17 protein-coding genes are annotated in these 23,294 nt (G+C 66.7%); 6 read left to right on the forward strand and 11 right to left on the reverse strand.

The genetic code is table 11. The features are described 5' to 3' along the window. Nucleotides 1–177: 177 nt before the first annotated feature. From chvE to GGR04_RS09475, 4 genes are all read left to right on the forward strand, one after another. Nucleotides 178–1,242, forward strand: a complete 1,065-nt coding sequence (chvE, locus tag GGR04_RS09460) for a multiple monosaccharide ABC transporter substrate-binding protein (protein ID WP_183199608.1) — start codon at nt 178–180, stop codon at nt 1,240–1,242. Between the two features lie 75 nt (nt 1,243–1,317). Further along, nucleotides 1,318–2,859 (forward strand): multiple monosaccharide ABC transporter ATP-binding protein, encoded by a 1,542-nt coding sequence (gene mmsA / locus GGR04_RS09465; RefSeq protein WP_183199609.1) that lies wholly within the window; start codon nt 1,318–1,320, stop codon nt 2,857–2,859. Then, nucleotides 2,849–4,051 carry a multiple monosaccharide ABC transporter permease gene (mmsB, locus tag GGR04_RS09470; RefSeq protein WP_183199610.1) on the forward strand — a complete coding sequence of 401 codons (1,203 nt, stop codon included), beginning with the start codon at nt 2,849–2,851 and terminating at the stop codon, nt 4,049–4,051. Before mmsA ends, mmsB begins: the two co-directional genes overlap by 11 nt. A gap of 573 nt (nt 4,052–4,624) precedes the next feature. After that, complete coding sequence (locus GGR04_RS09475) at nt 4,625–5,551, forward strand: manganese catalase family protein (RefSeq protein WP_183199611.1); 927 nt, start codon at nt 4,625–4,627, stop codon at nt 5,549–5,551. A gap of 37 nt (nt 5,552–5,588) precedes the next feature. Here GGR04_RS09475 and choV read toward each other — a convergent pair whose 3' ends face one another. From choV to choX, 3 genes are all read right to left on the reverse strand, one after another. Then, on the reverse strand, nt 5,589–6,791 hold the full coding sequence (gene choV, locus GGR04_RS09480; RefSeq protein ID WP_210291722.1) for a choline ABC transporter ATP-binding protein: 1,203 nt from the start codon (nt 6,789–6,791) through the stop codon (nt 5,589–5,591). 3 nt (nt 6,792–6,794) lie between these two features. After that, complete coding sequence (choW, locus tag GGR04_RS09485; RefSeq protein WP_183199612.1) at nt 6,795–7,652, reverse strand: choline ABC transporter permease subunit; 858 nt, start codon at nt 7,650–7,652, stop codon at nt 6,795–6,797. Nucleotides 7,653–7,737: 85 nt separating this feature from the next. Beyond that, a complete protein-coding gene (gene choX, locus GGR04_RS09490; protein WP_183199613.1) occupies nt 7,738–8,703 on the reverse strand; it encodes a choline ABC transporter substrate-binding protein in 966 nt (321 codons plus the stop codon). A gap of 353 nt (nt 8,704–9,056) precedes the next feature. Between choX and betB the strand changes: the two genes are divergently transcribed. Both betB and betA read left to right on the forward strand, forming a co-directional pair. Further along, complete coding sequence (gene betB / locus GGR04_RS09495; protein WP_183199614.1) at nt 9,057–11,165, forward strand: betaine-aldehyde dehydrogenase; 2,109 nt, start codon at nt 9,057–9,059, stop codon at nt 11,163–11,165. Between the two features lie 31 nt (nt 11,166–11,196). Beyond that, nucleotides 11,197–12,867, forward strand: a complete 1,671-nt coding sequence (betA, locus tag GGR04_RS09500; protein ID WP_183199615.1) for a choline dehydrogenase — start codon at nt 11,197–11,199, stop codon at nt 12,865–12,867. Nucleotides 12,868–12,880: 13 nt separating this feature from the next. Here the strand turns inward: betA and GGR04_RS09505 are convergent, their stop codons facing one another. The 8 genes from GGR04_RS09505 to GGR04_RS09540 all read right to left on the reverse strand — a co-directional run bounded on the left by GGR04_RS09505 (nt 12,881) and on the right by GGR04_RS09540 (nt 23,255). Further along, a complete protein-coding gene (locus GGR04_RS09505) occupies nt 12,881–13,888 on the reverse strand; it encodes a GlxA family transcriptional regulator (RefSeq protein WP_183199616.1) in 1,008 nt (335 codons plus the stop codon). A 4-nt stretch (nt 13,889–13,892) separates the two neighbouring features. Next, entirely contained in the window at nt 13,893–14,996 is a 1,104-nt protein-coding gene (locus GGR04_RS09510) for an FAD-binding oxidoreductase (protein WP_183199617.1), read from the reverse strand. A 5-nt stretch (nt 14,997–15,001) separates the two neighbouring features. After that, nucleotides 15,002–16,276 (reverse strand): aromatic ring-hydroxylating oxygenase subunit alpha, encoded by a 1,275-nt coding sequence (locus GGR04_RS09515; protein WP_183199618.1) that lies wholly within the window; start codon nt 16,274–16,276, stop codon nt 15,002–15,004. A gap of 141 nt (nt 16,277–16,417) precedes the next feature. Continuing rightward, on the reverse strand, nt 16,418–16,984 hold the full coding sequence (locus tag GGR04_RS09520; protein WP_246393044.1) for a sarcosine oxidase subunit gamma: 567 nt from the start codon (nt 16,982–16,984) through the stop codon (nt 16,418–16,420). Next, nucleotides 16,977–19,961: a sarcosine oxidase subunit alpha family protein gene (locus GGR04_RS09525; RefSeq protein ID WP_183199619.1), complete on the reverse strand. Its 2,985-nt coding sequence runs from the start codon at nt 19,959–19,961 to the stop codon at nt 16,977–16,979. The genes GGR04_RS09520 and GGR04_RS09525 overlap by 8 nt, the downstream gene beginning before the upstream one ends. After that, on the reverse strand, nt 19,958–20,308 hold the full coding sequence (locus GGR04_RS09530; RefSeq protein ID WP_183199620.1) for a sarcosine oxidase subunit delta: 351 nt from the start codon (nt 20,306–20,308) through the stop codon (nt 19,958–19,960). The genes GGR04_RS09525 and GGR04_RS09530 overlap by 4 nt, the downstream gene beginning before the upstream one ends. A 61-nt stretch (nt 20,309–20,369) precedes the next feature. Further along, nucleotides 20,370–21,626: a sarcosine oxidase subunit beta family protein gene (locus GGR04_RS09535; protein WP_183199621.1), complete on the reverse strand. Its 1,257-nt coding sequence runs from the start codon at nt 21,624–21,626 to the stop codon at nt 20,370–20,372. 129 nt (nt 21,627–21,755) lie between these two features. After that, nucleotides 21,756–23,255 carry a diguanylate cyclase domain-containing protein gene (locus GGR04_RS09540; RefSeq protein ID WP_312857432.1) on the reverse strand — a complete coding sequence of 500 codons (1,500 nt, stop codon included), beginning with the start codon at nt 23,253–23,255 and terminating at the stop codon, nt 21,756–21,758. Between the last annotated feature and the right edge of the window lie 39 nt (nt 23,256–23,294).

A 23,294-nucleotide genomic window follows, 5' to 3' on the forward strand; every position in this document is an offset into this window, starting at 1 on the left:
CTAAATCATCAGACAATAGAACCCTTCGCTGTGGGGCGCCTGTTCGGTGAGGCGGCGGGGGGGTCTGGAGGGGCCGGACGCAGCCGCGTCTCGCCGAACGTCAATCAACGGCGCGAGGGGTTCGCGTCGAAATCGGCGGTTGCGAGAGGATCGCGGCGTCGTATCGGGAGGAAGAGCATGATTTCGATGAAGTCCCTGCTGGCCGCCGTGGCTCTCAGTGCTATGACGTTCGCCGGCAGCGCCCTGGCGCAGGACAAGGGTACGGTCGGCGTGTCCATGCCGACGAAGTCCTCGGCGCGTTGGATCGCCGACGGCGACAACATGGTGAAGGCGCTGAAGGAGAAGGGTTACACGGCCGATCTCCAGTACGCCGAAGACGACATCCCGACCCAGCTCTCGCAGATCGAGAACATGGTCACGAAGGGCGTCAAGGTCCTCGTGGTCGCCTCCATCGACGGCACGACGCTGTCTGACATTCTCAAGCAGGCCCACGATTCGGGCGTGAAGGTCATCGCCTACGATCGCCTGATCCGCGAGACCCCGAACGTCGACTACTACGCGACCTTCGACAACTTCCAGGTCGGAGTGCTTCAGGCCCGGTCGCTCGTCGACGGTCTCGACGCCGCCAACAAGCCGGGCCCGTTCAACGTCGAGTTGTTCGGTGGTTCGCCGGACGACAACAACGCCTTCTTCTTCTACAACGGCGCGATGAGCGTTCTTCAGCCGATGATCGACAGCGGCAAGATCGTCGTTCCGTCGGGCCAGATGGGCATGGAGACGGTCGGCACGCTGCGTTGGGATCCCGCCGTCGCGCAGGCCCGCATGGATAACCTGCTGTCGGCCTACTACACCGACAAGAAGGTCGACGCGGTGCTCTCGCCCTACGACGGTCTGTCGATCGGCATCATCTCGTCGCTGAAGGGCGTCGGCTACGGTTCGGGCGATCTGAAGATGCCCGTCGTGTCGGGCCAGGATGCCGAAGTGCCTTCGGTCAAGTCGATCCTGGCAGGCGAGCAGTACTCCACCGTCTACAAGGACACGCGCGAACTCGCCAAGGTCACGGTCGACATGGTCGACGCGATGGCCGCCGGCACCGAGGTGAAGGTCAACGACTCCAAGACCTACGAGAACGGCGTCAAGGTCGTCCCCTCCTACCTCCTGAAGCCGGTGCTGGTGAACAAGGCGAATGCCGAAGAGGTGCTCGTCGGCAGCGGCTATTACACGGCCGACCAGATCAAGTAATCGACGTTTCGGCATCGGGTCCGGGAGGCGCCATGCCTTCCGGACTCTTCTGGCATCCGGCGGCGGGAGGATAGGATGAGCCCCATTCTGGAGATGCGTGGCATCACCAAGACGTTTCCGGGCGTGAAGGCCCTCGACAACGTCAACCTGTCGGTCACCGCGGGCGAGATCCATGCGATCTGCGGCGAGAACGGCGCCGGCAAGTCGACCCTTATGAAGGTTCTTTCGGGCGTCTACCCGCACGGCACCTACGAGGGCGAGATCCGCTACGAGAACGAGGCTCGGGCCTTCCGCAACATCTCGGACTCCGAGAAGCTCGGCATCATCATCATTCACCAGGAGCTGGCGCTCGTGCCGCTCTTGTCGATCACCGAAAATATGTTCCTGGGCAACGAGATGGCGTCGTACGGCGTCATCGACTGGGACGCCGCGCATGCGCGATGCCGCGATCTTCTCGCTCAGGTCGGCCTCAAGGAAGCGCCGACGACGCTGATCAAGGATCTCGGCATCGGCAAACAGCAGCTCGTCGAAATTGCCAAGGCCCTGGCCAAGAAGGTTCGGCTCCTCATTCTCGACGAACCGACTGCCAGCCTCAACGAAAGCGACAGTCAGGCGTTGCTCGATCTGCTCCTTGAGTTCAAGCGCAAGGGCATTTCGTCGATCATCATCTCGCACAAGCTGAACGAGATCGCGCGCGTCGCGGACTCGATCACCGTGATCCGCGACGGCTCGACGGTCTCGACCATCGATTGCCGCTCCGAGCCGATCTCGGAAGACCGCATCATTCGCGACATGGTCGGCCGCAGCCTGGCCGACCGGTATCCCTCACGCGAGGCGAAGATCGGCGATGTGCTGTTCGAGGCGAGAAACTGGAACTGCTTCCATCATCTCAGCTCCTCGCGGCAGGTCCTCAAGAACGTCGCGGTGAACGTGCGACGCGGCGAGGTCGTCGGCATCGCCGGCCTGATGGGCGCCGGGCGCACCGAATTCGCGATGAGCGTCTTCGGCCGCTCCTACGGGCGCAACGTCTCGGGCGAAGTGCTGATGCACGGCAAGCCGGTGGACGTCTCCTCGATCAACAAGGCGATCGACGCGGGCATCGCCTACGTCACCGAGGATCGCAAGCATCTCGGCCTCATCCTCGACGACGACATCAAGCAGAACATCTCGCTCGCCAACCTTTCGGGCATTTCGAAGGGCGGCATCGTCGACAACCATCGCGAGCAGGAGGTCGCCGACGGATTCCGCGACAAGCTGAAGATCCGCTGCTCGTCGATCCTGCAGAAGACGCTCAACCTCTCCGGCGGCAACCAGCAGAAGGTCGTGTTGTCGAAGTGGTTGTTTTCGAACCCCGATCTCCTGATCCTCGACGAGCCGACCCGCGGCATCGACGTCGGCGCCAAGTTCGAGATCTATTCCATCATCAACAAGCTCGCGGAAGAGGGGAAGGCGGTGCTGATGATCTCGTCGGAAATGCCGGAACTTCTCGGCATGTGCGACCGGATCTACGTCATGAACGAAGGCCGCATCGTGGCCGAGATGACGGCGGCCGAAGCCTCGCAGGAAAACATCATGCGTGCCATCATCCGCTCGGGAGGAGTGAACCATGAGCATTAAGACCGTCGACGAACCCGCGGGCGGCGCCAGCGGGAGCTTCAATCTGGGCTTCCTCAAGTCGCATATCCGCGAATACGGCATGCTGATCGCTCTCGTCGTGATCATGGCCTTCTTCCAGATCATGACCGGCGGCGTGCTGATGCGCCCGCTGAACCTTACCAATCTCGTGCTGCAGAACAGCTATGTCGTCATCATGGCGATCGGCATGCTGCTCATCATCATCACCGGCCATATCGACCTGTCGATCGGCTCGGTGGCGGGCTTCATCGGCGGTCTCGGCGCGGTGTTGATGGTGAAATACGGGCTCGACGGGTTCACCGCTGCCGCGATCGGCCTCGCCGTCGGCGGCGTGATCGGCGCGGTGCAGGGCTACCTCGTCGCCTACTTCAAGGTTCCCTCCTTCATCGTCACCCTGGCGGGCATGCTCGTCTTCCGTGGCTTGACACTGAAGGTGTTGGGCTCCGCTTCGGTCGGACCGTTCCCCGAGGGCTTCCAGAAGCTCTCCAAGGGCTTCATTCCCGATTTCCTCGGCGGCGACGGACTGCATCTCACCACGGTCGCCATCGGCGCCTTCGCCTCCGCGCTCATCGTCTATCTCAGCGCTCGCAAGCGTTCGAAGCAGGCGCGGGTCGGACAGCTGGACGAACCCTTCGGCCTCTTCGTTGGACGCAACCTCTTCATCGCCGCCGCGATCATGCTCATCAGCTACCTGCTGGCGACCTATAACGGCTTCCCGAACGTCCTCATCGTCATGGCGCTGCTCATCGCGGTCTACGGCTTCGTCACCACGCGCACCACGATGGGTCGCCGGATCTATGCCGTCGGCGGCAACGAGAAGGCCGCGAAGCTCTCGGGCATTCGCACCGAGCGGCTGACCTTCTTCACCTTCGTCAACATGGGGGTTCTCGCGGCACTCGCCGGTCTCATCTTCGCCGCCCGCCTCAACTCGGCGACGCCGAAGGCCGGCGTCGGCTTCGAACTCGACGTTATCGCGGCCTGCTTCATCGGCGGAGCATCCGCCTATGGCGGCGTCGGCAAGGTCATCGGCGCGGTGGTCGGCGCGTTCATCATCGGCGTGATGAACAACGGCATGTCGATCCTCGGTATCGGCATCGACGACCAGCAGGTCATCAAGGGGATCGTGCTGCTCGCGGCTGTCTGCTTCGACGTCTACAACCGCAACAAGGCCTGATCGTCCTCGATCGTCGGCTTTTGGCTATCTGAAAGGCGTCCGGGCGACCGGGCGCCTTCTTTCGTTGCCCGCGCACCGGGCGCCGGCGTCTGAAACCTCAAGGTCGATCGCTCGTTTTCCTGCGCCCATATGGATCCAACGCTTGCCGCAACGGAAAGGGTGCCGCCTCCTGACGACCGGCTGGGTTCGCGGCGAGACCATGCGTGCTGGCCGAAGCTTGCAACAGCTTGCAAGCACCGAGCGCGCAAGTTTCAGACGGACTTCTCACCCGTCGCCGATGCGATTTTACGTCCTGCTGGGACGGTGACGCTGGCCGCAAGGGATGCGGACGCTGGCCGTAGAGTTTATCGGCTCAGCAGGAAGTAGCGAGCGAGCCGCTCGAAGGCGTCGTCGCCTTGCATCCGGGGCGTTTCGCCTTCCGCGCCGAGGTCGTGTTCGTCTGGCAGCGGTCCGAAGTCTGAGCGAACGTCGTCTTCGCCGGGCGACGCGACCCGTAGGTCCGACCGAGGGTTTGTCGGAACGTCTGCGACTCCGCGGGATTGGCCTTTCAGATCCAAACGAAAGGTTCCCATCATGTTCATGCGCATCGACAAGCTCCAGGCCGAACTGCCGGCGCCCAAGCGGGCCGATCCCAACGCCGCCGCGGCGTTGCAGGAGCTGCTGGGCGGCAAGTATGGCGAGATGTCCACGCTCGGGAACTACATGTTCCAGAGCTTCAATTTCCGCTCGAAGGACAAGCTGCGGCCCTTCTACAGCCTCGTCGCTTCGATCACCGCCGAAGAACTCGGCCATGTCGAACTCGTTTCGAACGGCGTGGTGATGCTCAACAACGGGCCGGATAAAAAGAATGGCGATGCCGGTGACGGCGGTGACATTTCCGGCGCGCCGTTCGAGGACATGAAGGACATTCGCCTTGCGGCGGCCTTCCTCTCGGGTGGCGGCGGCGCAATGCCCGTGAACAGCAACGGCGTGTCGTGGAACAACGACTTCATCACGACCACCGGTAACGTCGTGGTCGATCTCCTGCACAATTTTCATCTGGAATGCGGGGCGCGTCTCCACAAGCTGCGGGTCTATGAGACGCTGACCGATCCGACGGGCCGCGAGGTCTGCGGTTATCTTCTCGTGCGTGGCTCCGTCCATGCGCACGCCTATGCGCTCGCGCTGGAGAAGATCACGGGCGTGAAGATCAAGGACTTCCTGCCGACGCCGAACATTCCGTTGTCGAAGATCCCCGAGTGCCAGAAGTATCTGGACGAGGGGTCGCATCGCCGGCTCTACACGTTCAGCCCCGGCGACTACAAGGAAATGGCGGGGATCTGGGGCAATGGCGAAGTGGCGCTGCCCGACGATCCGCAGGGCGAGCTGGAGGTCGTCGACGGCATGCCGGAAGGCGGCAAGATCCACCAGTTGACCGGCGTTCCCTCGGCCTTCACGCCGGACTATGCGCCGGAAGAAATGTTCGAGATCGCGCAAAAGCTCTACAAGGCTTCGCGCTAACGACCATCAGGGCTCGCCTCCACCGGAGGCGGGCCCTTTATCGTGAATCCGCGCGCTGCAGCAGGCCGCGATAGATCTCCTCGTTGTCGCAGAGCCCTGCCAGCCGGCCGAGATCGTCGACCAGCAGAATCGGATGGTTGGTCTGGCGCTTCAGCGCAATCGCGGCCCGAAGCCGAAGGTCGGCGGGCGCGATGATGACGTCACAGGGTCGATCCAACTGCCCTTCTTCCGCATCGGCTCGGCCCATCGTGCCGCCGTCGCCGTTGATTTCGACCGAGATCGGACGGTCGCTTTCGTCCACGCGCAGGCGCACGTCGCCGGATGCGTCGAGTAGCAGCGACGATCCCTCGCGCTTCAGCGACCGCACAGGCCGCATGACGGCGGACCCACGCAGAACGTTGAGCGGGTTCATGTGCTTGACGAACTCAGCGACGTAAGGTGTCGCCGGCGCGAGCAGGATGTCTTCGGCACGCCCCACTTGGACGATCCGCCCGTCCTGCATGATAGCGATCTTGTTGCCGAGCTTCAGCGCCTCGTCGAGATCGTGGCTGACGAAGAGAATGGTCTTCTTGATGCTCTGCTGGAGTTCCAGCAGTTCGTCCTGAAGCTTGGTGCGGATCAACGGGTCGAGTGCTGAAAATGGCTCGTCCATCAATAGGATGTCGGCATTCGTTGCGAAGGCACGTGCGAGGCCGACGCGCTGCTGCATGCCGCCGGAGAGCTCGTGAGCGTATTTGTCGGCCCACTGCGTCAGGCCGACCATCGCCAGCTTCTCGTCGACGATGCGGTTGCGCTCGGCGGTCGAGAGTCCCTGCAACTCGAGGCCGAGACCGGCGTTCTGCCGAACAGTGCGCCACGGTAGCAGCGCGAACTGCTGAAACACCATCGAGACGGTGTGAGTACGGATATCCCGCAGCGTGGTGACGTCGCATTTCGCTACGTCGATCGCGCAGCCCTCATGGCGCACGATGACCTCGCCGCGCGCCACTTCGTTCAGCCGGTTCACCGCCCGCAAGATGGTCGATTTGCCGGAGCCCGACAGGCCCATGAGCACGCAGATCTCGCCGCGTTCGACCGTGAGACTGACGTCGGCCGCGCCGAGCACGGCATCCGTCGAGGCCAGAATCTCGTCGCGGGTCTTGCCCGCGTCGATCAGCTTCAGCGCCGCCTTGCGCCGCTCGCCGAAGACGATGTCGACATGGCGGAACTCGATCGCGGGCACGGTCTGGGGGTCGGCCATGGATCAGCTCCGCTTCGCCGCGCGACGCGGTTCGGGTTTCTTGCAGATGCGGTCGAGGAGGATCGCGAGGATGACGATCGCCAGACCTGCTTCGAAGCCCATGCCGATGTTGACGGTGTTCAGCGCCCGCACCACCGGCTTGCCGAGACCGTCGGCGCCGACGAGGGCGGCGATGACCACCATCGACAGGCTGAGCATGATGCATTGCGTGATGCCGGCCATGATCGTCGGAAGCGCATGGGGCAGTTCCACCTTGTAGAGCAGTTGCCGGTCGGTGGCGCCGAAGGCGGAGGCGGCCTCGCGAAGGCTCAGCGGCACCGACGACATGCCGAGATAGGTGAGGCGGATTGGCGCCGGGATCGAGAAGATCACGGTCGAGATCAGGCCCGGCACCGCGCCGAGGCCGAAGAGAACCAGCGTCGGGATCAGGTAGACGAAGGTCGGGATCGTCTGCATGAGATCGAGAAAGGGCCGCAGGATCGTGTAGACGACGGGCCGGTGCGCGGCCGCGATGCCGAGCGGCACGCCGATGAGCACGCAGACGAAGGTCGCGCAGAAGACGAGCGACAGGGTCTGGATCGTCTCCGTCCAGTAGCCGAGATTGACGATCAGGAGCAGCGACAGGACGGCGAACGCGGCGAGCGCGATCGATCGGTGCAGGAACCACGCACCGGCCGCCACGAGCGCGATGAAGAGAAACGGCGGGATGAGTTCGAGCCCCGCCGTGAGGCCGTCGATCAGCGACCCCAACACCAGCGAGATCGTGTCGAACAGCCCTTGCGCGTTGGTCGTCAATCCATCGACGAGGTTTCGCAGCCAGACGCCGAGCGGGATCTTGTGGTCGGTAAGCCAGTCGTACATCGCGCGTTCGTCGTCCCGGTGTTCGTCGTTGGGTTCGCCGGGCGGGAACCGGCCGAGCCGGGCCGCCGGTGACGGTCGCGCGCGGTCAGTCGGAGAGGGCGGTCTTCACGGCCTCGCCCGCCGGGTTGCCGTCCAACGTGGTGACACCCTCCAGCCAGGGTTCGTAGGCTTCGGGATGGGCCGCGAGCCAAGCCTTCGCGGCGGCCCCGGCTTCCTTCGAATCGTTGAGGATCGCGCCCATGATCTCGTTTTCCATCGGCAGCGAGAAGACCATGTTGGCGAAGAGCTTGCCGAGGTTGGGGCAGTCGGCGGCGAAGTCCTTGCGCGTCAGCGTGTAGATCGTCGCACCGCCGTAGTTGGGGCCGAACACGTCGTCGCCCCCCGAAAGATACGAGATCTTGAAGTTGGCGTTCATCGGATGGGGCTCCCAGCCGAGAAAGACGATGGGCTTCTGCGTGCGGGTCAGGCGCGAGACCTGGCTCAACATGCCCTGCTCGGAGGACTCCACCAGCTCGAACTTGCCGAGGTCGAACTGGTTCTTCTCGATCATGCTGAGAATCAGCCGGTTTCCGTCGTTGCCGGGCTCGATACCGTAGATCTTGCCGTCGAGCTGGTCGTGGAACTTGGCAAGATCGGCAAAGGTCTTCAGCCCGGAATCGTAGAGCGTGGTCGGCACCGCCAGCGTATATTTAGCGCCCTCCAGATTGGCCCGCACCACCGCGATCGATCCGTCCGCCTTGTAGGGCGCGAGATCGGCCTCCATCGTCGGCATCCAGTTGCCGAGGAAGACGTCGACGTCGTCGTTCTTCAGCGAGGCGAAGGTCACCGGGAGAGCCAGGACGTCTGTCTTCGGCTGGTAGCCGAGCGCTTCCACGATGGTCGAGGCCGCCGCGGTGGTGGCCGTGATGTCGGTCCATCCGACGTCGGCGAAGCGCACTGCCCGGCAAGCGGCAGGATCGGCTGCGGCCGCAGGCAAAGCGAGGGCGACGAGCGAGACGCCGATGGCGAAGCCGGCGAGGCGACGGTTGGTCAGGTGATGGATGGGCGTCATCTGTCTTGGCTCCAGCATGAAACGGACCTGATGGTCCCTGACCTTCGAAACTACACGACGGACCCTGCTGATCGTTTCGACAATCTGCGCCATCTGCATCATGTGAAAACGCCGTTCGCCGCTTGTCAAGTCGTGGACTGAACGTCCGTTCAATACTTCGCCATCGATGGATCGGCTGCACTACAAAGGTGCAGGCTGCCTGCATGCAAGGCGCACACGAAGATCAGACGAGGCTTGATTGCGACCGCGGTACCGGCGATCCTTCGAAGACCGCCAGGGCCGACCCGATCCCTGCCGGTTGATTGAACGATCGATCAATTGCTCTTATGACGCGGTGATCCGGAGGACAGGCCATGGCGCGCACCGCAGCAGCAACCCGATTCGGCGGCGAGGATCATCGCCGCCGGCAACTCATCGAAGCGACGATCCAGTCTCTCGCCGAGATCGGCTTCGCGGCGTCGAGCCTCGCCGAGATCGCCAGCCGTGCCGGCGTCGCGCCCTCGCTTGTGGCGCATTATTTCGGCGACAAGGAAGGGCTTCTCGAAGCGACGCTGCGCTTCCTCGCCATGCGGGTCTCCGACAGCGCCCGGCTGCGACTGGCGCGCGCCGACGGGCCGCGCGAGCGGATTCAGGCCGTCATCGACGCCAATCTCGCGCCCGAAGAATTCGATCGGCGCACCTGCTCGGTCTGGCTCGCCTTCTGGGGGCAGGTCATGCACTCGGCACGGTTGAAGCGCGTCCAGCGCGTCTACCAGCGCCGCATGCTTTCCAACCTGCGCTACGACCTGCGCGCGCTGGTCTCGTCCGACGACGCGCAACGCATCGCCGTGTCGATCGCTGCGGTGATCGACGGCCTCTGGCTTCGATCGACACTGTCGGAGATCGGCGAGACAGACAGTCTGTCGGCGCGCGCCATCGCCACCAACTTCACCGACGGACAGATCGCGGCAGCCCGACCTGCGGAGGTTGTCGTTACTGCGCCGCGGCCTAGACGCGCCAGCGGCACGCGCGTGCTCGCGAGCCATATCGGCGGCGCCTATATCGAGGTTGGCGATGCCGCCACCTTCCAGACGATCAACCCCGCTACGGGCGAGGTGCTCGCCGAGATCGCGGTGGCGGGCGAGGCGGAAGTGAACCGGGCGGTCGCCTTGGCCTCCGAGGCGCAGCGCGGTTGGGGCGCGATGACGGGCGCTGAGCGCGGCCGCATCCTCAACCGGGTGGCCGCACGCCTGCGCGAGCGCAACGCCGAACTGGCGATGCTCGAGACGCGCGACACCGGCAAGCCGCTTCAGGAGACCGAGGCCGTCGACGTGCTCTCCGGCGCCGACTGCATCGAATATTTCGCCGGGGTCGCCGCAAGCCTCGCGGGCGAGCACGTGGATCTCGGGCCGTCCGCGTTCGGCTATACGCGCCGCGAGCCGCTCGGAATCGTCGCTGCGATCGGCGCCTGGAACTATCCGCTGCAGATCGCCTGCTGGAAATCCGCGCCGGCGCTCGCCGCCGGCAACGCCGTGATCTTCAAACCCGCCGAGCTGACGCCGCTGACGGCGCTGAAGCTCGCCGAGGTGATGACCGAATGCGGCGTGCCGCCGGGCGTGTTCAACGTCGTGGAGGGTGACGGCGCCACCGGCCGGCTCCTCTCGCGCCATCCCGGCATCGCCAAGATCTCGCTCACCGGCGAGGTCGGCACCGGCAAGAAGGTGATGGCGGACGCCGCCGGCACGCTGAAGCAGGTGACGCTGGAACTCGGCGGCAAGTCGCCGCTGATCGTCTTCGCCGACGCCGATCTCGACGATGCCGTGGGCGGCGCGATGCTCGCCAACTTCTATTCCGCCGGCGAGGTCTGCTCCAACGGCACCCGCGTCTTCGTGCACGAGGAGGTGCGCGAGGCCTTTCTCGAAAAGCTCGCCGTGCGCACGCGCGCCATGATCGTCGGCGATCCACTCAACCGGGCGACGCAGGTCGGCGCGCTGATCTCGGAGGCGCATATGAACAAGGTGCTGTCCTACATCGAGGAGGGGCGCCGCGAGGGCGCGCGCCTCGTCGTCGGCGGCGAGCGGGTCACCGAGGGCGCGCTGGCGAAGGGCTGGTTCGTGGCGCCCACGGTCTTCGACGCCTGCGACGACGGCATGCGCATCGTACGCGAGGAGATCTTCGGGCCTGTCATGACGGTGCTCTCCTTCCGCGACGAGGCGGAGGTGGTGTCGCGCGCCAACGACACGCGCTTCGGGCTGGCGGCGGGCGTCTTCACGCGCGATCTCGCGCGGGCACACCGCGTGGTGGCGGCGCTGGAAGCCGGCACGACCTGGATCAACACCTACAACATCACGCCGATCGAACTGCCCTTCGGCGGCGCCAAGGAATCGGGCCTCGGCCGCGAGAACGGCCGCGCGGCGCTCGACGCGCACACGCAGGTGAAGAGCGTCTACGTCAATCTCGGGCGCGTCGACGCGCCCTACTGATCCCGTCCCACCCGCCCGGGAGACTTGCGCCATGAACGACGAGACATTCGACTACGTGATCGTGGGGGCGGGATCGGCGGGCTGCGTGCTCGCCAACCGCCTCACCGAAGACGGGCGCTCCACCGTGCTGCTGCTGGAATACGGAGGCTCCGACCGCTCGGTGCTGATCCAGATGCCGAGCGCGCTGTCGATCCCCATGAACATGCGCAAGTACAATTGGGGCTACCATTCCGAGCCCGAGCCCCATCTCGGCGGACGCCGGATGAACGTGCCGCGCGGCAAGGTGCTAGGCGGCTCGTCCTCGATCAACGGCATGGTCTACGTGCGCGGTGCGCCCGCCGACTTCGACCGCTGGGAGTTCGAGGGCGCGAGCGGCTGGAACTACCCAGACGTGCTGCCCTACTTCCGGCGCGCCGAGCGGCGGCGCACGGGGGGCGATCCCTATCGCGGCGACGAAGGCGCGCTGCACACGACCTACGGCACGCTGGAAAACCCTTTGCACGAGGCCTTCATGCGCGCTGCGGAAGAGGCGGGGCACCTGCACAACGACGACATCAACGGAGCGACGCAGGAGGGCTTCGGCCGGATGGACATGACCGTCCACAACGGTCGCCGCTGGTCCACCGCCAACGCGTATCTGAAGCCCGCGATGGGGCGCGCCAATCTCAAGGTGGAGACCGGGGCCTTCGTCGAGCGGCTGGTGTTCGAGGGCCGCACCGCAACGGGCGTCTCCTACGTCGTCGGCGGGCGGCGCATGCTCGCGAAGGCGCGTCGCGAGGTCATCGTTTCCGCCGGCTCGATCAATTCGCCGAAGCTCCTGATGCTGAGCGGCGTCGGGCCGGCGGCCGATCTGGCGGCCCTCGACATCGACGTGGTCGCCGACCGGCCGGGCGTCGGCGCCAACCTGCAGGACCATCTCGAATTCTATTTCCAGGTCGCCTGCCGAGAGCCGATCACGCTCTATTCGGCGATGAACCCGTTCGCCAAGGGATCCATCGGCGCCCGTTGGCTGCTGACCAAGACCGGGCTCGGCGCCACCAATCATTTCGAGAGCTGCGGCTTCATCCGCTCGGAACCGGAGATCGACCACGCCGACATCCAGTACCATTTCCTGCCGCTGGCGGTGACCTACGACGGCAAGGGGCTAGCGTCGGAGCACGGGTTCCAGGCCCATGTCGGGCCGATGCGCTCGAAGTCGCGCGGCTCGGTGCGGCTGGCCTCGCGCGATCCGCAGGAGGCGCCCCGGATTCTCTTCAACTACATGAGCCATCCCGACGACTGGCGCGAGATGCGGGCTTGCGTGCGGCTGACGCGGGAGATCTTCGCGCAAGCGGCTTTCGATCGCTATCGCGGACGCGAGATCCAGCCCGGCGCGCAGGTGCAGACCGACGCCGAGATCGACGCCTTCGTGAGGGAGCACGTGGAGAGCGCCTATCACCCGTCCTGCACCTGCCGGATGGGGGACGAAGGCGACCCGATGGCGGTGGTCGATCCGCAGACGCGCGTGATCGGGCTGGAGCGGCTGCGCGTCATCGATTCCTCGATCATGCCTTCGATCACCACGGGCAACCTCAACGCGCCGACGATCATGATCGCCGAGAAGGCGGCCGACATGGTGCGCGGGCTCGCGCCGCTGCCATCGGCCGACGTGCCTTATGAACGTGTCGCGTACATGCCGCTGTCGGCGCAACCGGTTCTCTAAGGCCGATCCATCGTCAGGATACGGGGGCGGGAGAGGGACGCAGCGGCGCAAGACGCGGCGGTGCGACCGCGGCGCGCTCGGCGCGAGGCGCATGGCCAAAGCGGCGGCGATAGGCCGACGAAAAATGCGCCGACGAGACGAAGCCGCAGGCGACGCCCACTGCCGTCACCGCGAGGTCGGACTGGCGCAGCAGTTCGCGCGCATGGTCGAGACGAAGCGCCATCGAGAATTCCGCCGGCGCCATGCCGACATGCAGCCGGAACAGGCGCTCGAGTTGGCGAGCCGAGAGGCCGACACGTGCGGCGATGACGGCGATGGCGAGCGGCGCGCCGATCGTCTTCGTCATCAGGGCGGCGGCCTGCTCCAGCGCGGGATGGCCGTGGCCGCGATGGCGGAGCGGCGGATGCTGCGGCTCGGCCCCGCCGCGCAGCCGCTCCAGCACGAACTGCTCCGACATGCGCTCGGCGGCGTCGCGTCCCAGCCGCGCCTCGATGAAGGCGCCCATCAGGTCGAGCGGCGCCGAACCGCCGGTGCAGGTGAATCGGTCCCGGTCGATGACGAAGAGGTCTTCTGCAAAGGAGATCTCGGCAAACTCCTCGCGGATCGCGGCGAGGTTTTCCCAGTGAATGGCGCAGCGATAGCCGTCGAGCAGCCCGGCCTCGGCGAGCGCGAAGGTGCCCGTGCAGAGCGCCCCGAGCGGCAGGCCGCGACGGGCGAGCCGGCGCAGCTCGTCTACCGTGCGACGGTCGAGCGCCCGGCGCACATCCACGCCGCCGCAGACGAACAGAACGTCGAACGCGGCGTCACGAAGCGCGACGGTCGGCGAAAGCGACAGCCCGCCAGAGGCTTGTGCAGGCTCGCCCGTCAGCGTCGCCACCTGCCAGCGATAGACCTCCTCGCCGGCGACGTAGTTCGCCATCCGCAGTGCCTCGACGGCCGCCGAGACGGCGATCAGTGAGTAGTTCGGCAGGGTCAGGAAGGCGAGCCGCGTCAGCGAGGCGAGTGACGGGCAGGGCGACATAGGGTCAGCGCTCGATGACGACGTCGGAGAGCGGCTTGGAGCAGCAGATGAGGATCTGGCCGGCGTCGATCTCGCGCTGCCGGATGCCGCCCTGATGGGTCATCGCCACCTCGCCGGAGACCTTCTTCGACTTGCAGGTGCCGCAGAGGCCCTTGGTGCAGGACGAGGGCAGGCGCATGCCCGCGCGCTTGGCGGCTTCGAGGATCGAGAGATCCTCGGGGCAGTCGACCACGCGCCTCGTCTTGGCGAACTCGATGCGGAAGGTGCGGACGGCCGGCGCCATGTCGTCGGTCGCCTCCGCGACCTCGGCCTGCTCAGCGCCTGACAGCTCTTCGAAGTTGAAGCTTTCCTCGTGATGCCGAGCCATGTCGAAGCCTGCGGCGCCGAGCAGTGCGCGCACGGCCGCCATGAAGGGCGAGGGGCCGCAGACGAAGACCTCGCGCGTGCGGAAGTCGGGCACGAGCGCTTCGAGAGCCGGGAGCGAGAGGCGACCGCGCAGGCCCGTCCAGGTCTCGTGCGGCGCGTCGGCCTCGCAGACATGGGCGACGCGGATCGAGCGGTTGCGCCGGGCCATCATGTCGAGCTCGTCGCGGAAGACGATATCGGCAGGCGTGCGCGCCGCATGCACGAAGACAGTGTCGCGGATCTCGGCGAGATCGTAGGCGGAGCGCACCATCGCCATCATCGGCGTGACGCCGCTGCCACCGGAAAGCAGCAGGTATTTGTTCGCCGCCGAGGGATGGCGCGACCACGAGAACTCGCCCATCGGTGCCGTCGCCTTCAGCATCATGCCGGGGCGGAAGCTGTCGTGCAGCCAGTTCGACACCGGGCCGCCGGGCACGCGCTTGACGGTGATGGAGCAGGTGTCGGGCCGGGTCGGGGTGCCCGAGAGCGTGTAGCAGCGATAGATCGCCTCCCCGCCGATCTCGAACTCGAACGTCATGAACTGCCCCGGCTCGAAGGCGAAGCGCCGGTTGGAGCGCGGCGCGAAGACGAAGGTCTTCACGTCGTGCGTCTCCTCGCGCACCGCGCGGCAGACGAGGACGTCGTCCTCTTCGGGGTCGAACAGGCGATAGCCGGTGGGGGCCGCAATGACGGGTGCGTCCATTCCCGTCAGGCCGCCGCGCGCGCCACGTCGAAATGCTCGCTCATGCGCTGAATGTACCAGCGGCAGAACTTCTCCACGAGCATCTCGGTGTGCGGCGAGTAGGGGCCGGGCTCGTAGGCGCGGCTCTGCGCGCCCTTCTGGCAGAAGCCCACGAGCTCGGCATCCTGCGCGTTCGTGGCGGTCCAGACCTCGATGAGGTTGGCGAGGTCGTAGTCGACGCCCTCCACGGCGTCCTTGTGGACGAGCCAAGTGGTGCGAACGCGCGTCTGTCCGGCGGAGAGCGGAATGGCCGAGAAGGTGACGACGTGGTCGCCCATGAAATGGTGCCAGGAGTTCGGCTGCGTCCAGAAGTGGAGGCCGCCCATCTTGGCGGACGAGAAGGGCCCGAGCGGCAGGCGGCAGGCGGCCTTCGTGTCCATCGTGTGGCTCTCGCCGTCGCCGTCCAGCGGCAGGCGCTCGGTGCGGAAGCCCGAGATGCGGTCGTCGAGATGCTCCTGCATGCGCGAGGGAATGCCAGCGGCCTCCCACTCGGCATGGCTGGAGCGCACGAGCGCGGCGTAGCGGTCGGCCTCGGCCCGCTCGGCCTCGTCCAACTCCTCCGGCGCGAAGCCGAAGCCGTGGGCGAAAAGCGGCACGGTGAGCTCGGGATGGTTCGCCCCGCAATGGTAGCACTCGCGATTGTTCTCCATCACGAGCTTCCAGTTGCCCTCCTCGATCAGGTCGCTCTGGAAAGCGATCTTCGTGTCGCGGAGGTGGTGGGGCGCGATGTAGGGGGCCATCGCGCGCTCCATCTCGGCGAAATCCTCCGGCGGCTCGTCGGCGAGGCAGATGAAGATCAGCCCTTCGAGCGAGCGCACGTGCACGGGCTTGAGACCGTGGCACTTCGGGTCGAAGTCGCCGCCCATGTGCTCGGCGTGGATGAGGTCGCCGTCGAGATTGTAGGTCCAGGAATGGTAGCGGCAGACGAGATTGCCCACCGTGGTCTTCTCGTCATGCACGAGCCGGGCGCCGCGATGGCGGCAGACGTTGTGGAAGGCGCGCACCGCCATGTCGTCGTCGCGCACGATGAGGATGGCGTTGGCGCCGATGTCCACCGTCAGCGCGTCGCCGGGCTCGGGAACGTCGGGCTCGACGCCGACGAAGACCCACGTCCGCTCGAAGATGGCCTCGATGTCGGCGGCGAAGATTTCGGGGCTCGTGTAGAACGGCGCTTCCAGCGAATGGCCGGGCCGGCGCCGACGGAGCAGGGCGTTCAGGGGCGTCGAACTGCGATCGAGCATGGCGGGGCTCCGGCGATGGATCTGCGCCAGTCTGGCGTCATTCCAAATCTCGCACTTTCATCGGCACGACGCAAAGCGTCGCCCTTGCGACATGCTGCCGGCGGTCGCTGGCCCTCGCAGGAACGAACCACCGGATCGTGCTCACACGTATTCGCGCATCGCCTCGGCGAGGAAGTCGAACGCGTAGGACGCGAACGAGCGCCAGACGTCGATCTCGAACGCCTCCGGCCCGGTGCGCATCAGCACGATCTCGGTCTTGCCGAGAACGGTGCGGGTGCCCGCGCCCACTGGAAAGGCGGTCAGCGCGAGGTCGAGCGGGCAGCCGGCGTTGAGCACGTCCGTTGCCCGCGGCCCCGTCAGTTCCAAGGCGCACGAGCGGTGGCTGACATCGACGAGCGAATGCGGCACCCCGGCCAACGTCTGCGCCAGCGCCGGACCGAGCGACGTATCGACCGCCGGGGCCGTCAACAGCCACTCGTCCGGCCCGAGCCACAGCGCGCGGCGCTTGCCTACATTCGCGACGCGGCAGGCCTCGCGCGGCAGGGCGACACCGAAGGCCGCCGCCACCGGCTCGAAGCCGGCTTCGGCGCGCAGGCGCAGGTTCCACCGGGTTCGTGCGTCCAACGTCGTCAGCTGCGCGTGGACGGGTGTGCCAAGGGCGGCGCGATCGCCGAGCGGCGGGGCGGGGATCATCGTCGGCTCAGACATCGAGGCGCTCGTTGGCTTTGTCGTAGAAGACGGGATCGACGATCTCGGCGGCGATGCGCCCGCCCGGCATGGGAATGTCCACGGTCTCGCCGAGGCGCGCCCGTCCGTTCCTCACCAGCGCCAGCGCGATGGAGCGGCCGAGCGCCTCGGAGTGGTAGGCGGAGGTGACGTGGCCGAGCGCCGAACCGGAGGCGAGCGCATCGGCCTGCTCGTGATGCTCGACGATCTGCGCGCCTTCCTCCAGCACGGTCGCGGCCTCGCGGGTGAGCAGGCCCACCATCTGCTTGCGCCCGGCCGCCGACAGCGCCGGACGGGCGAGCGAGCGCATGCCGACGAAGTCGTGCTTCTTCTTCGCCACCGCCCAGCCGAGGCCGACGTCGTCGGGCACCGCCGTGCCGTCCGTCTCCTGGCCGACGATGATGTAGCCCTTCTCGGCACGCAGCACGTGCATCGTCTCGGTGCCGTAGGGCGTGATGGCGTAGGGCTCGCCGGCCGCGTAGACGGCCTCCCAGATCTGTCGCCCGTAACCGGCGGGCACGTTGATCTCGAAGCCGAGCTCGCCCGTGAACGACACCCGCCAGAGGCGCATGGGAACGCCGAGAATGGTGCCCTCGCGCATCTGCATGTGCGCCATCGCCTCGCGCGAGATGTCGAGCCCGTCGACGAGGCCCTCGATCACCTTGCGCGCGTTCGGCCCCTGCACGGCGATCGTAGCCCATGCCTCGGTGGTGGAGGTCAGCCAGACGTCGAGATGCGGCCATTCCGTCTGGAGGTAGTCCTCCATGTGGTGGAGCACGCGCGGCGCGCCGCCGGTGGTCGTGGTCAGGTGGAAGCGATCCTCCGCGATGCGCCCGACGACGCCGTCGTCCATCACGAACCCGTCCTCGCGCAGCGTCACGCCATAGCGCAGGCCCCCGACCGCCAGCTTCTTGAACGGGTTGGTGTAGATGCGCTCGACGAACTCGGCGGCATCCGGTCCCACGACCTCGATCTTGCCGAGCGTCGAGGCGTCGAAGATGCCGACGGACTGGCGCACCGCCCGGCATTCGCGGGCGACGGCGGCGTGCAGATCCTCGCCGCCCTGCGGGAAGTAGTGGGCGCGCTTCCAGATGCCGACATCCTCGAAGGCGGCGCCGCGCTCCGCCGCCCAGTCGTGGATCGGCGTGGTGCGCACGGGATCGAACAGCCGCCCTCGCGCTGCGCCCGCGAAGCTGCCGAAGGTCGTCGGCGTGTAGGGCGGGCGGAAGGTGGTGAGGCCGATTGCCGTCTCGGGCTTGCCGATCTCCTGTGAGACGATGGCGAGCGCGTTGATGTTGGAAAGGCGTCCCTGGTCGGTCGCCATGCCCGAGGTCGTGTAGCGCTTGACGTGCTCGATGGAGCGGAAGCCTTCCTGCGTCGCGAGCCGCACGTCCTTGGCGGTCACGTCGTTCTGGAAATCCACGAAGGCCTTGACGGTGCGCGGATCGCCGCCATGAAAGGCCGCGCCGCGGAAGCCGGCATGGCCGGTGTCGATGGCTTCGACCGCATGGCGGCTCGCGCCGCCGGTGTCGGTGCCGTGCCCTGCGGCCTCGCCGTCGGCGAGCACGTCGGCCAGCGCGTAGACGCCGCGGCAGGCGCCGGCGGAGCGCTCGCCTTCGACGGATTCGGCGGGGACGTAGGCGTCGAGCGCCTCGTCCCAGCGCATCTTGCCGCGCGACTGCGAGAAGAGCGAGATCGTCGGCGTGAAGCCGGCCGACATCAGCAGGCAGTCGCAGGCGATCGTCTCGCCGCTCGTCCAGCCCTTGCGCATGAGCGTCGCCGAGGCGACGCGCAGACGGCCCGCGGTGCCGGAGACGGAGGTGCCGGGATAGACGGGGATGCCCGCCGCCCGCGCCTTCTGGACGTAGGGGCCGGACGGGTCGTCGCGTAGATCAGCGATGGCCGCGATCTCGACGCCGGCGGCCTTGAGGTCGAGCGCCGCGCGATAGGCGCTGTCGCCAGCGGTGAAGACCACGGCGCGCCGCCCCGGCAGCACGCCGTATCGGTTGGCGTATTGGCGCGCGGCCTCGGCCATCAGAATGCCCGGCCGGTCGTTGTCCGGGAAGACGATGGGCCGCTCGATCGAGCCGGTGGCGAAGACGACGCGGCTGGCGCGCACCTGCCACAGGCGCTCGCGCGGCTGGCGCGGATCGGCATGCGCCAGATGCTCGGTGACGCGCTCGCACAGGCCGAGGAAGTTGTGCGGGTAGAAGCCGAAGGCGGTGGTGCGCGGCAGCAGCGTCACGTTCGGCCGCGTCCGCAGCTTGTGCAGGCAGTCGCGCACGAAGGCCGGACCGGAGAAGCCGTCGATCACCGCGTCGCTTTCGTGCAGCAGCGTGCCGCCCATCTCCGCCTGCTCGTCGCAGAGCGTGACGCGCGCCTCCGGGTCTTCCGAAGCGGCAAGTGCGGCGGCGAGGCCGGCCGGACCGGCGCCGATCACGAGCACGTCGCAATGGGCGAAGCGCTGGGTGTAGCGGTCGGCATCCGCGGCTTCCGGCGCGCGGCCGAGGCCGGCGGCGTGGCGGATGATCGGCTCGTAGAGCTTCTCCCAGGCCGAGCGCGGCCACATGAAGGTCTTGTAGTAGAAGCCGGCCGAGAAGAACTTGCCGAGCACGTCGTTGACCGCGCCGACATCGTGGCGCAGCGACGGCCAGCGATTCTGGCTGGTGGCGACGAGCCCCTCGTAGAGCTCGACCTGCGTCGCCCGCAGGTTCGGCGTGAAATGGGCCTCGTCGGCGCCGACGCCGACCAGCGCGTTCGGCTCTTCCGAGCCGGCGGTGACGATGCCGCGCGGCCGATGATACTTGAACGATCGTCCGACGAGGTGGACGCCGTTGGCGAGCAGCGCCGAAGCGAGCGTGTCGCCTTCGTAGCCGCGATAGGTGACGCCGTCGAAGGAGAAGGTGAGGGGCGAGGCGCGGTCGACGCGGCCGCCGGACGCCGTGCGGAACGCGCTCATCGCGCCGCCTCCGACGACCAGGTGCCGACATTGTCGCCGCTGAGCGCCGGCTGGTTCGCTTCCGGTGCGCCGCCCGTGTCCGGCCGCGGTTCGCCGACCCTGTAGGTGGCGGCGAAGAAGTCGGTGCGGGTGTCGCGCAATGCGTTGAAGAAGCGGGCGCAGCCATGGATGTGGCGCCAGCGCTCGGCATGCAGCCCGCGCACGTTGGAGCGCTGGTAGAGGAAATCGCCCCACGCGTCGGCGCCGACCTCCGACGGGGTCTCGGCGCGCACGACATGGGCCTCGCCGGCATAGCGGAACTCGAGTTCGGGTCGCGCGCCGCAATAGGGGCAGTGGATCAGCAGCATGGGGCTCGGCCTTCGCAGGACGGATGAAGGGTCGAAGACGGCATTCGAAACGGCGTCATCGTCAGTGCGCCACCGCCGCCGCCGCGGCCTCGTCGATCAGCACGCCGTCGCGGAAGCGCTCGATCGTGAAGGGCGCGTTGATCGGGTGCGGCTCGTCGCGGGCGATCGTGTGGGCGAAGACGTGGCCCGAGCCCGGCGTCGCCTTGAAGCCGCCGGTGCCCCATCCGCAATTGACGTAGAGCCCCTTCACCGGCGTCTTGGCGAGAATGGGCGAGCGGTCGGGCGTCACGTCGACGATGCCGCCCCAGGAGCGCAGCATTCGCATCCTGCGATATTGCGGGAAGAGCTCGCAGATGGCGTCGAGCGTGTGGTTGGCGATGTGGAGCCCGCCGCGCTGCGTGTAGGACGTGTAGGCGTCGGTGCCGGCGCCGATCACCAACTCGCCCTTGTCGGACTGCGAGATGTAGGCGTGAATCGTGTTCGACATAACGACGCAGGGGAAGACCGGCTTGATCGGCTCGGAGACCAGCGCCTGAAGAGGGTAGCTTTCGAGCGGCATGCGCACGTCCGCCATCGCCATGACCACCGAGGTGTTGCCGGCGGCGACGACGCCGACCTTGGCGGTGTCGATGGCGCCGCGGGTGGTGTCCACGCCCGTCACCTCGCCGCTGGGCCCACGCCGGATCGCCGTCACCTCGCAGTTCTGGATGATGTCGACGCCGAGCGCGGAGGCCGCACGCGCGTAGCCCCACGCCACGGCGTCGTGCCGCGCCGTGCCGCCGCGCCGCTGCAGCGCGCCGCCGAGCACGGGATAGCGCATGGTCGAGGCGTCGATGTTGAGCGGCGGGCAGTAGGCCTTGCACTCTTCGGCCGACAGCCATTCGTTGTCGACGCCGGCCAGCCGGTTGGCGTGGACGTGGCGCTTGAAGACCTGGATGTCGTGGATGTTGTGCGCGAGCATGAGGACGCCGCGCGGCGAGTACATCACGTTGTAGTTGAGGTCCTGGCTCAGGCCCTCCCACAGCTTCACGGCGTGGTCGTAGAGCGCCGCCGATTCCTCGAACAGGTAGTTCGAGCGGATGATCGTGGTGTTGCGGCCGGTGTTGCCGCCGCCGATCCAGCCCTTCTCCAGCACCGCGACGTTGCGGACGCCGTGCTCCTTGGCGAGGTAGTAGGCAGTGGCGAGCCCGTGCCCGCCGCCGCCGACGATCACGGCGTCGTAGCGGCTGCGCGGCGTGGCATCGCGCCACTGCGCCTGCCAGCCCCGGTTCGATCCGAGCGCCTTGGCGATGATCGAGAACCCGGAAAATCTCTGCATGAAGGGCGATCCTGCGGAAGGGAACCGGGTTCGACCTTCGCATCCGCAGCGCGCTCGCGGCGATGACGAATCCGGCATGTCACTTGTATGGAGGCGACATGCGGGATGAATGCGACATGACGAAGCGGATCAGGCGACCACACTGTCGAGAACCGCGGGCGCTCGTTCGGCGAAGCGGAAGCGTCCGCGTCCGGCTTCCTTGGCCTGGTAGAGCGCGACGTCGGCGCTTTTCATCAAGGTTTCCGGGTCATCGCCGTCGATCGCCAGCGCGACGCCGATCGTCACCCCGACCCGGAAGACCTCGTCGCCGTGCGGAATGGGTTCGCTCAACGAACGAATGATGCGGCGCGCGCGAAGTCCGAGCTCGTATCGATTGGAGGAGGCGGCCAGGATGACGAACTCGTCGCCGCCGATGCGCGCGCACAGGTCTCCCGCGGGGAGAGCCTGCATTAGGCGCCTGGCCACCTCGCGCAAGACGTGGTCTCCGGCGGCATGGCCGAACCGGTCGTTCACCGCCTTGAAGTGATCGAGGTCGAGATAGAGAAGCGCGAGGTCTCCCGTATTCGAGCCGATGGCGCGCCAGATCGCGTTCTGGAACGAGGCCCGGTTCGGCAGGCTCGTCAGCATGTCGTGGAAGGCCTGATGCTCGGCGTGCCGTTTGGCGGCACGCAGGGCCTGAGCGAGATCCTTGCCCTCGCGGGCCGAACGCATGCCCTGATGCGCGAGCACGATCACGAAGCCGCCGACAGCGACGACGAGCCCCAAGACCCAAGGCAGCAGGCTCCACAGCATGGCCGTTCCCGGTTCGGGATAGTCTGCGATCATCGCGACTGCGCGATCGGACGTGGCGGATGCAAGAACGATGTCGTGCGATGGTCGTGCTGCGGGATCGACCACCTTAAAACGCAGACGCTCGAGGCCGAGCTGCAGCCGCATCTCCTCGAGTTCGCCCGGCGAGAGCCAGTCGCCGAAAACCAGGACAGAAGTGGTAAGATCGTCGGGTTTTACGGTCTCATCGCCGCCGGGACTGATGGCGGCGGCCGCGACGAACATCGGGCTTCCCTTCAGCGAGATGATCGTTTGAACGGCTTCGCCCGATCTCGACCGGGTCGCTCTCGCATCGTGCACCAGTTGGTTCACGCGGTCGCGTTCGAAGGCGAATGCCGGATGGTCGCTTCGCATCCCGTCGGCCAGCGAATAGACCTCGCGGTCCGCACCGTCGAAGACGGCCAGAGCCTCGATGCCCAAATCGTCCTTGAGCGTGCGACCCATGTTGTTCTGGTCCCACGCCCAACGCGGATCCAGCTTGAGATGAAGATGGCGATAGGCGTCGCCCCAGTCGCCATAGTCGACGACGGTCTGGGACATGAATTTCAGGCGGTTCGTGAGGAGGATGTTGGCGAAGTGCCGTGTCTGCTCCGCGGCTCGCTCGTTCTGCACGCGCGCTGCTCTCAAGACGAGGCCGCTCGACAGCACGAGAACGATCGTGACGGCTGCGATCAGCAGCATCGTTGCCGTGCGTCCGAACGCGATCGTGACCGGCTTGGCAAATCCCATCGGCGGATTGGTTCCCTCGTTGAGCGGAGGATAATCGAAGAAGGTTGAAAGATGGTCTCGTTCGCGCGACATAACGCCGCGGAAGGTCGCGTGGGAAGAGTGCTCCTACCG

This window comes from Aureimonas pseudogalii (assembly GCF_014196835.1).
Taxonomy (GTDB): Bacteria; Pseudomonadota; Alphaproteobacteria; order Rhizobiales; family Rhizobiaceae; genus Aureimonas; species Aureimonas pseudogalii.

Coding starts and splice junctions, on each gene's coding strand:
- chvE (WP_183199608.1), top strand. CDS start 178: ATGATTTCGATGAAGTCCCTGCTGGCCGCCGTGGCTCTCAGTGCTATG.
- mmsA (WP_183199609.1), top strand. CDS start 1,318: ATGAGCCCCATTCTGGAGATGCGTGGCATCACCAAGACGTTTCCGGGC.
- mmsB (WP_183199610.1), top strand. CDS start 2,849: ATGAGCATTAAGACCGTCGACGAACCCGCGGGCGGCGCCAGCGGGAGC.
- GGR04_RS09475 (WP_183199611.1), top strand. CDS start 4,625: ATGTTCATGCGCATCGACAAGCTCCAGGCCGAACTGCCGGCGCCCAAG.
- choV (WP_210291722.1), bottom strand. CDS start 6,791: ATGGCCGACCCCCAGACCGTGCCCGCGATCGAGTTCCGCCATGTCGAC.
- choW (WP_183199612.1), bottom strand. CDS start 7,652: ATGTACGACTGGCTTACCGACCACAAGATCCCGCTCGGCGTCTGGCTG.
- choX (WP_183199613.1), bottom strand. CDS start 8,703: ATGACGCCCATCCATCACCTGACCAACCGTCGCCTCGCCGGCTTCGCC.
- betB (WP_183199614.1), top strand. CDS start 9,057: ATGGCGCGCACCGCAGCAGCAACCCGATTCGGCGGCGAGGATCATCGC.
- betA (WP_183199615.1), top strand. CDS start 11,197: ATGAACGACGAGACATTCGACTACGTGATCGTGGGGGCGGGATCGGCG.
- GGR04_RS09505 (WP_183199616.1), bottom strand. CDS start 13,888: ATGTCGCCCTGCCCGTCACTCGCCTCGCTGACGCGGCTCGCCTTCCTG.
- GGR04_RS09510 (WP_183199617.1), bottom strand. CDS start 14,996: ATGGACGCACCCGTCATTGCGGCCCCCACCGGCTATCGCCTGTTCGAC.
- GGR04_RS09515 (WP_183199618.1), bottom strand. CDS start 16,276: ATGCTCGATCGCAGTTCGACGCCCCTGAACGCCCTGCTCCGTCGGCGC.
- GGR04_RS09520 (WP_246393044.1), bottom strand. CDS start 16,984: ATGTCTGAGCCGACGATGATCCCCGCCCCGCCGCTCGGCGATCGCGCC.
- GGR04_RS09525 (WP_183199619.1), bottom strand. CDS start 19,961: ATGAGCGCGTTCCGCACGGCGTCCGGCGGCCGCGTCGACCGCGCCTCG.
- GGR04_RS09530 (WP_183199620.1), bottom strand. CDS start 20,308: ATGCTGCTGATCCACTGCCCCTATTGCGGCGCGCGACCCGAACTCGAG.
- GGR04_RS09535 (WP_183199621.1), bottom strand. CDS start 21,626: ATGCAGAGATTTTCCGGGTTCTCGATCATCGCCAAGGCGCTCGGATCG.
- GGR04_RS09540 (WP_312857432.1), bottom strand. CDS start 23,255: ATGTCGCGCGAACGAGACCATCTTTCAACCTTCTTCGATTATCCTCCG.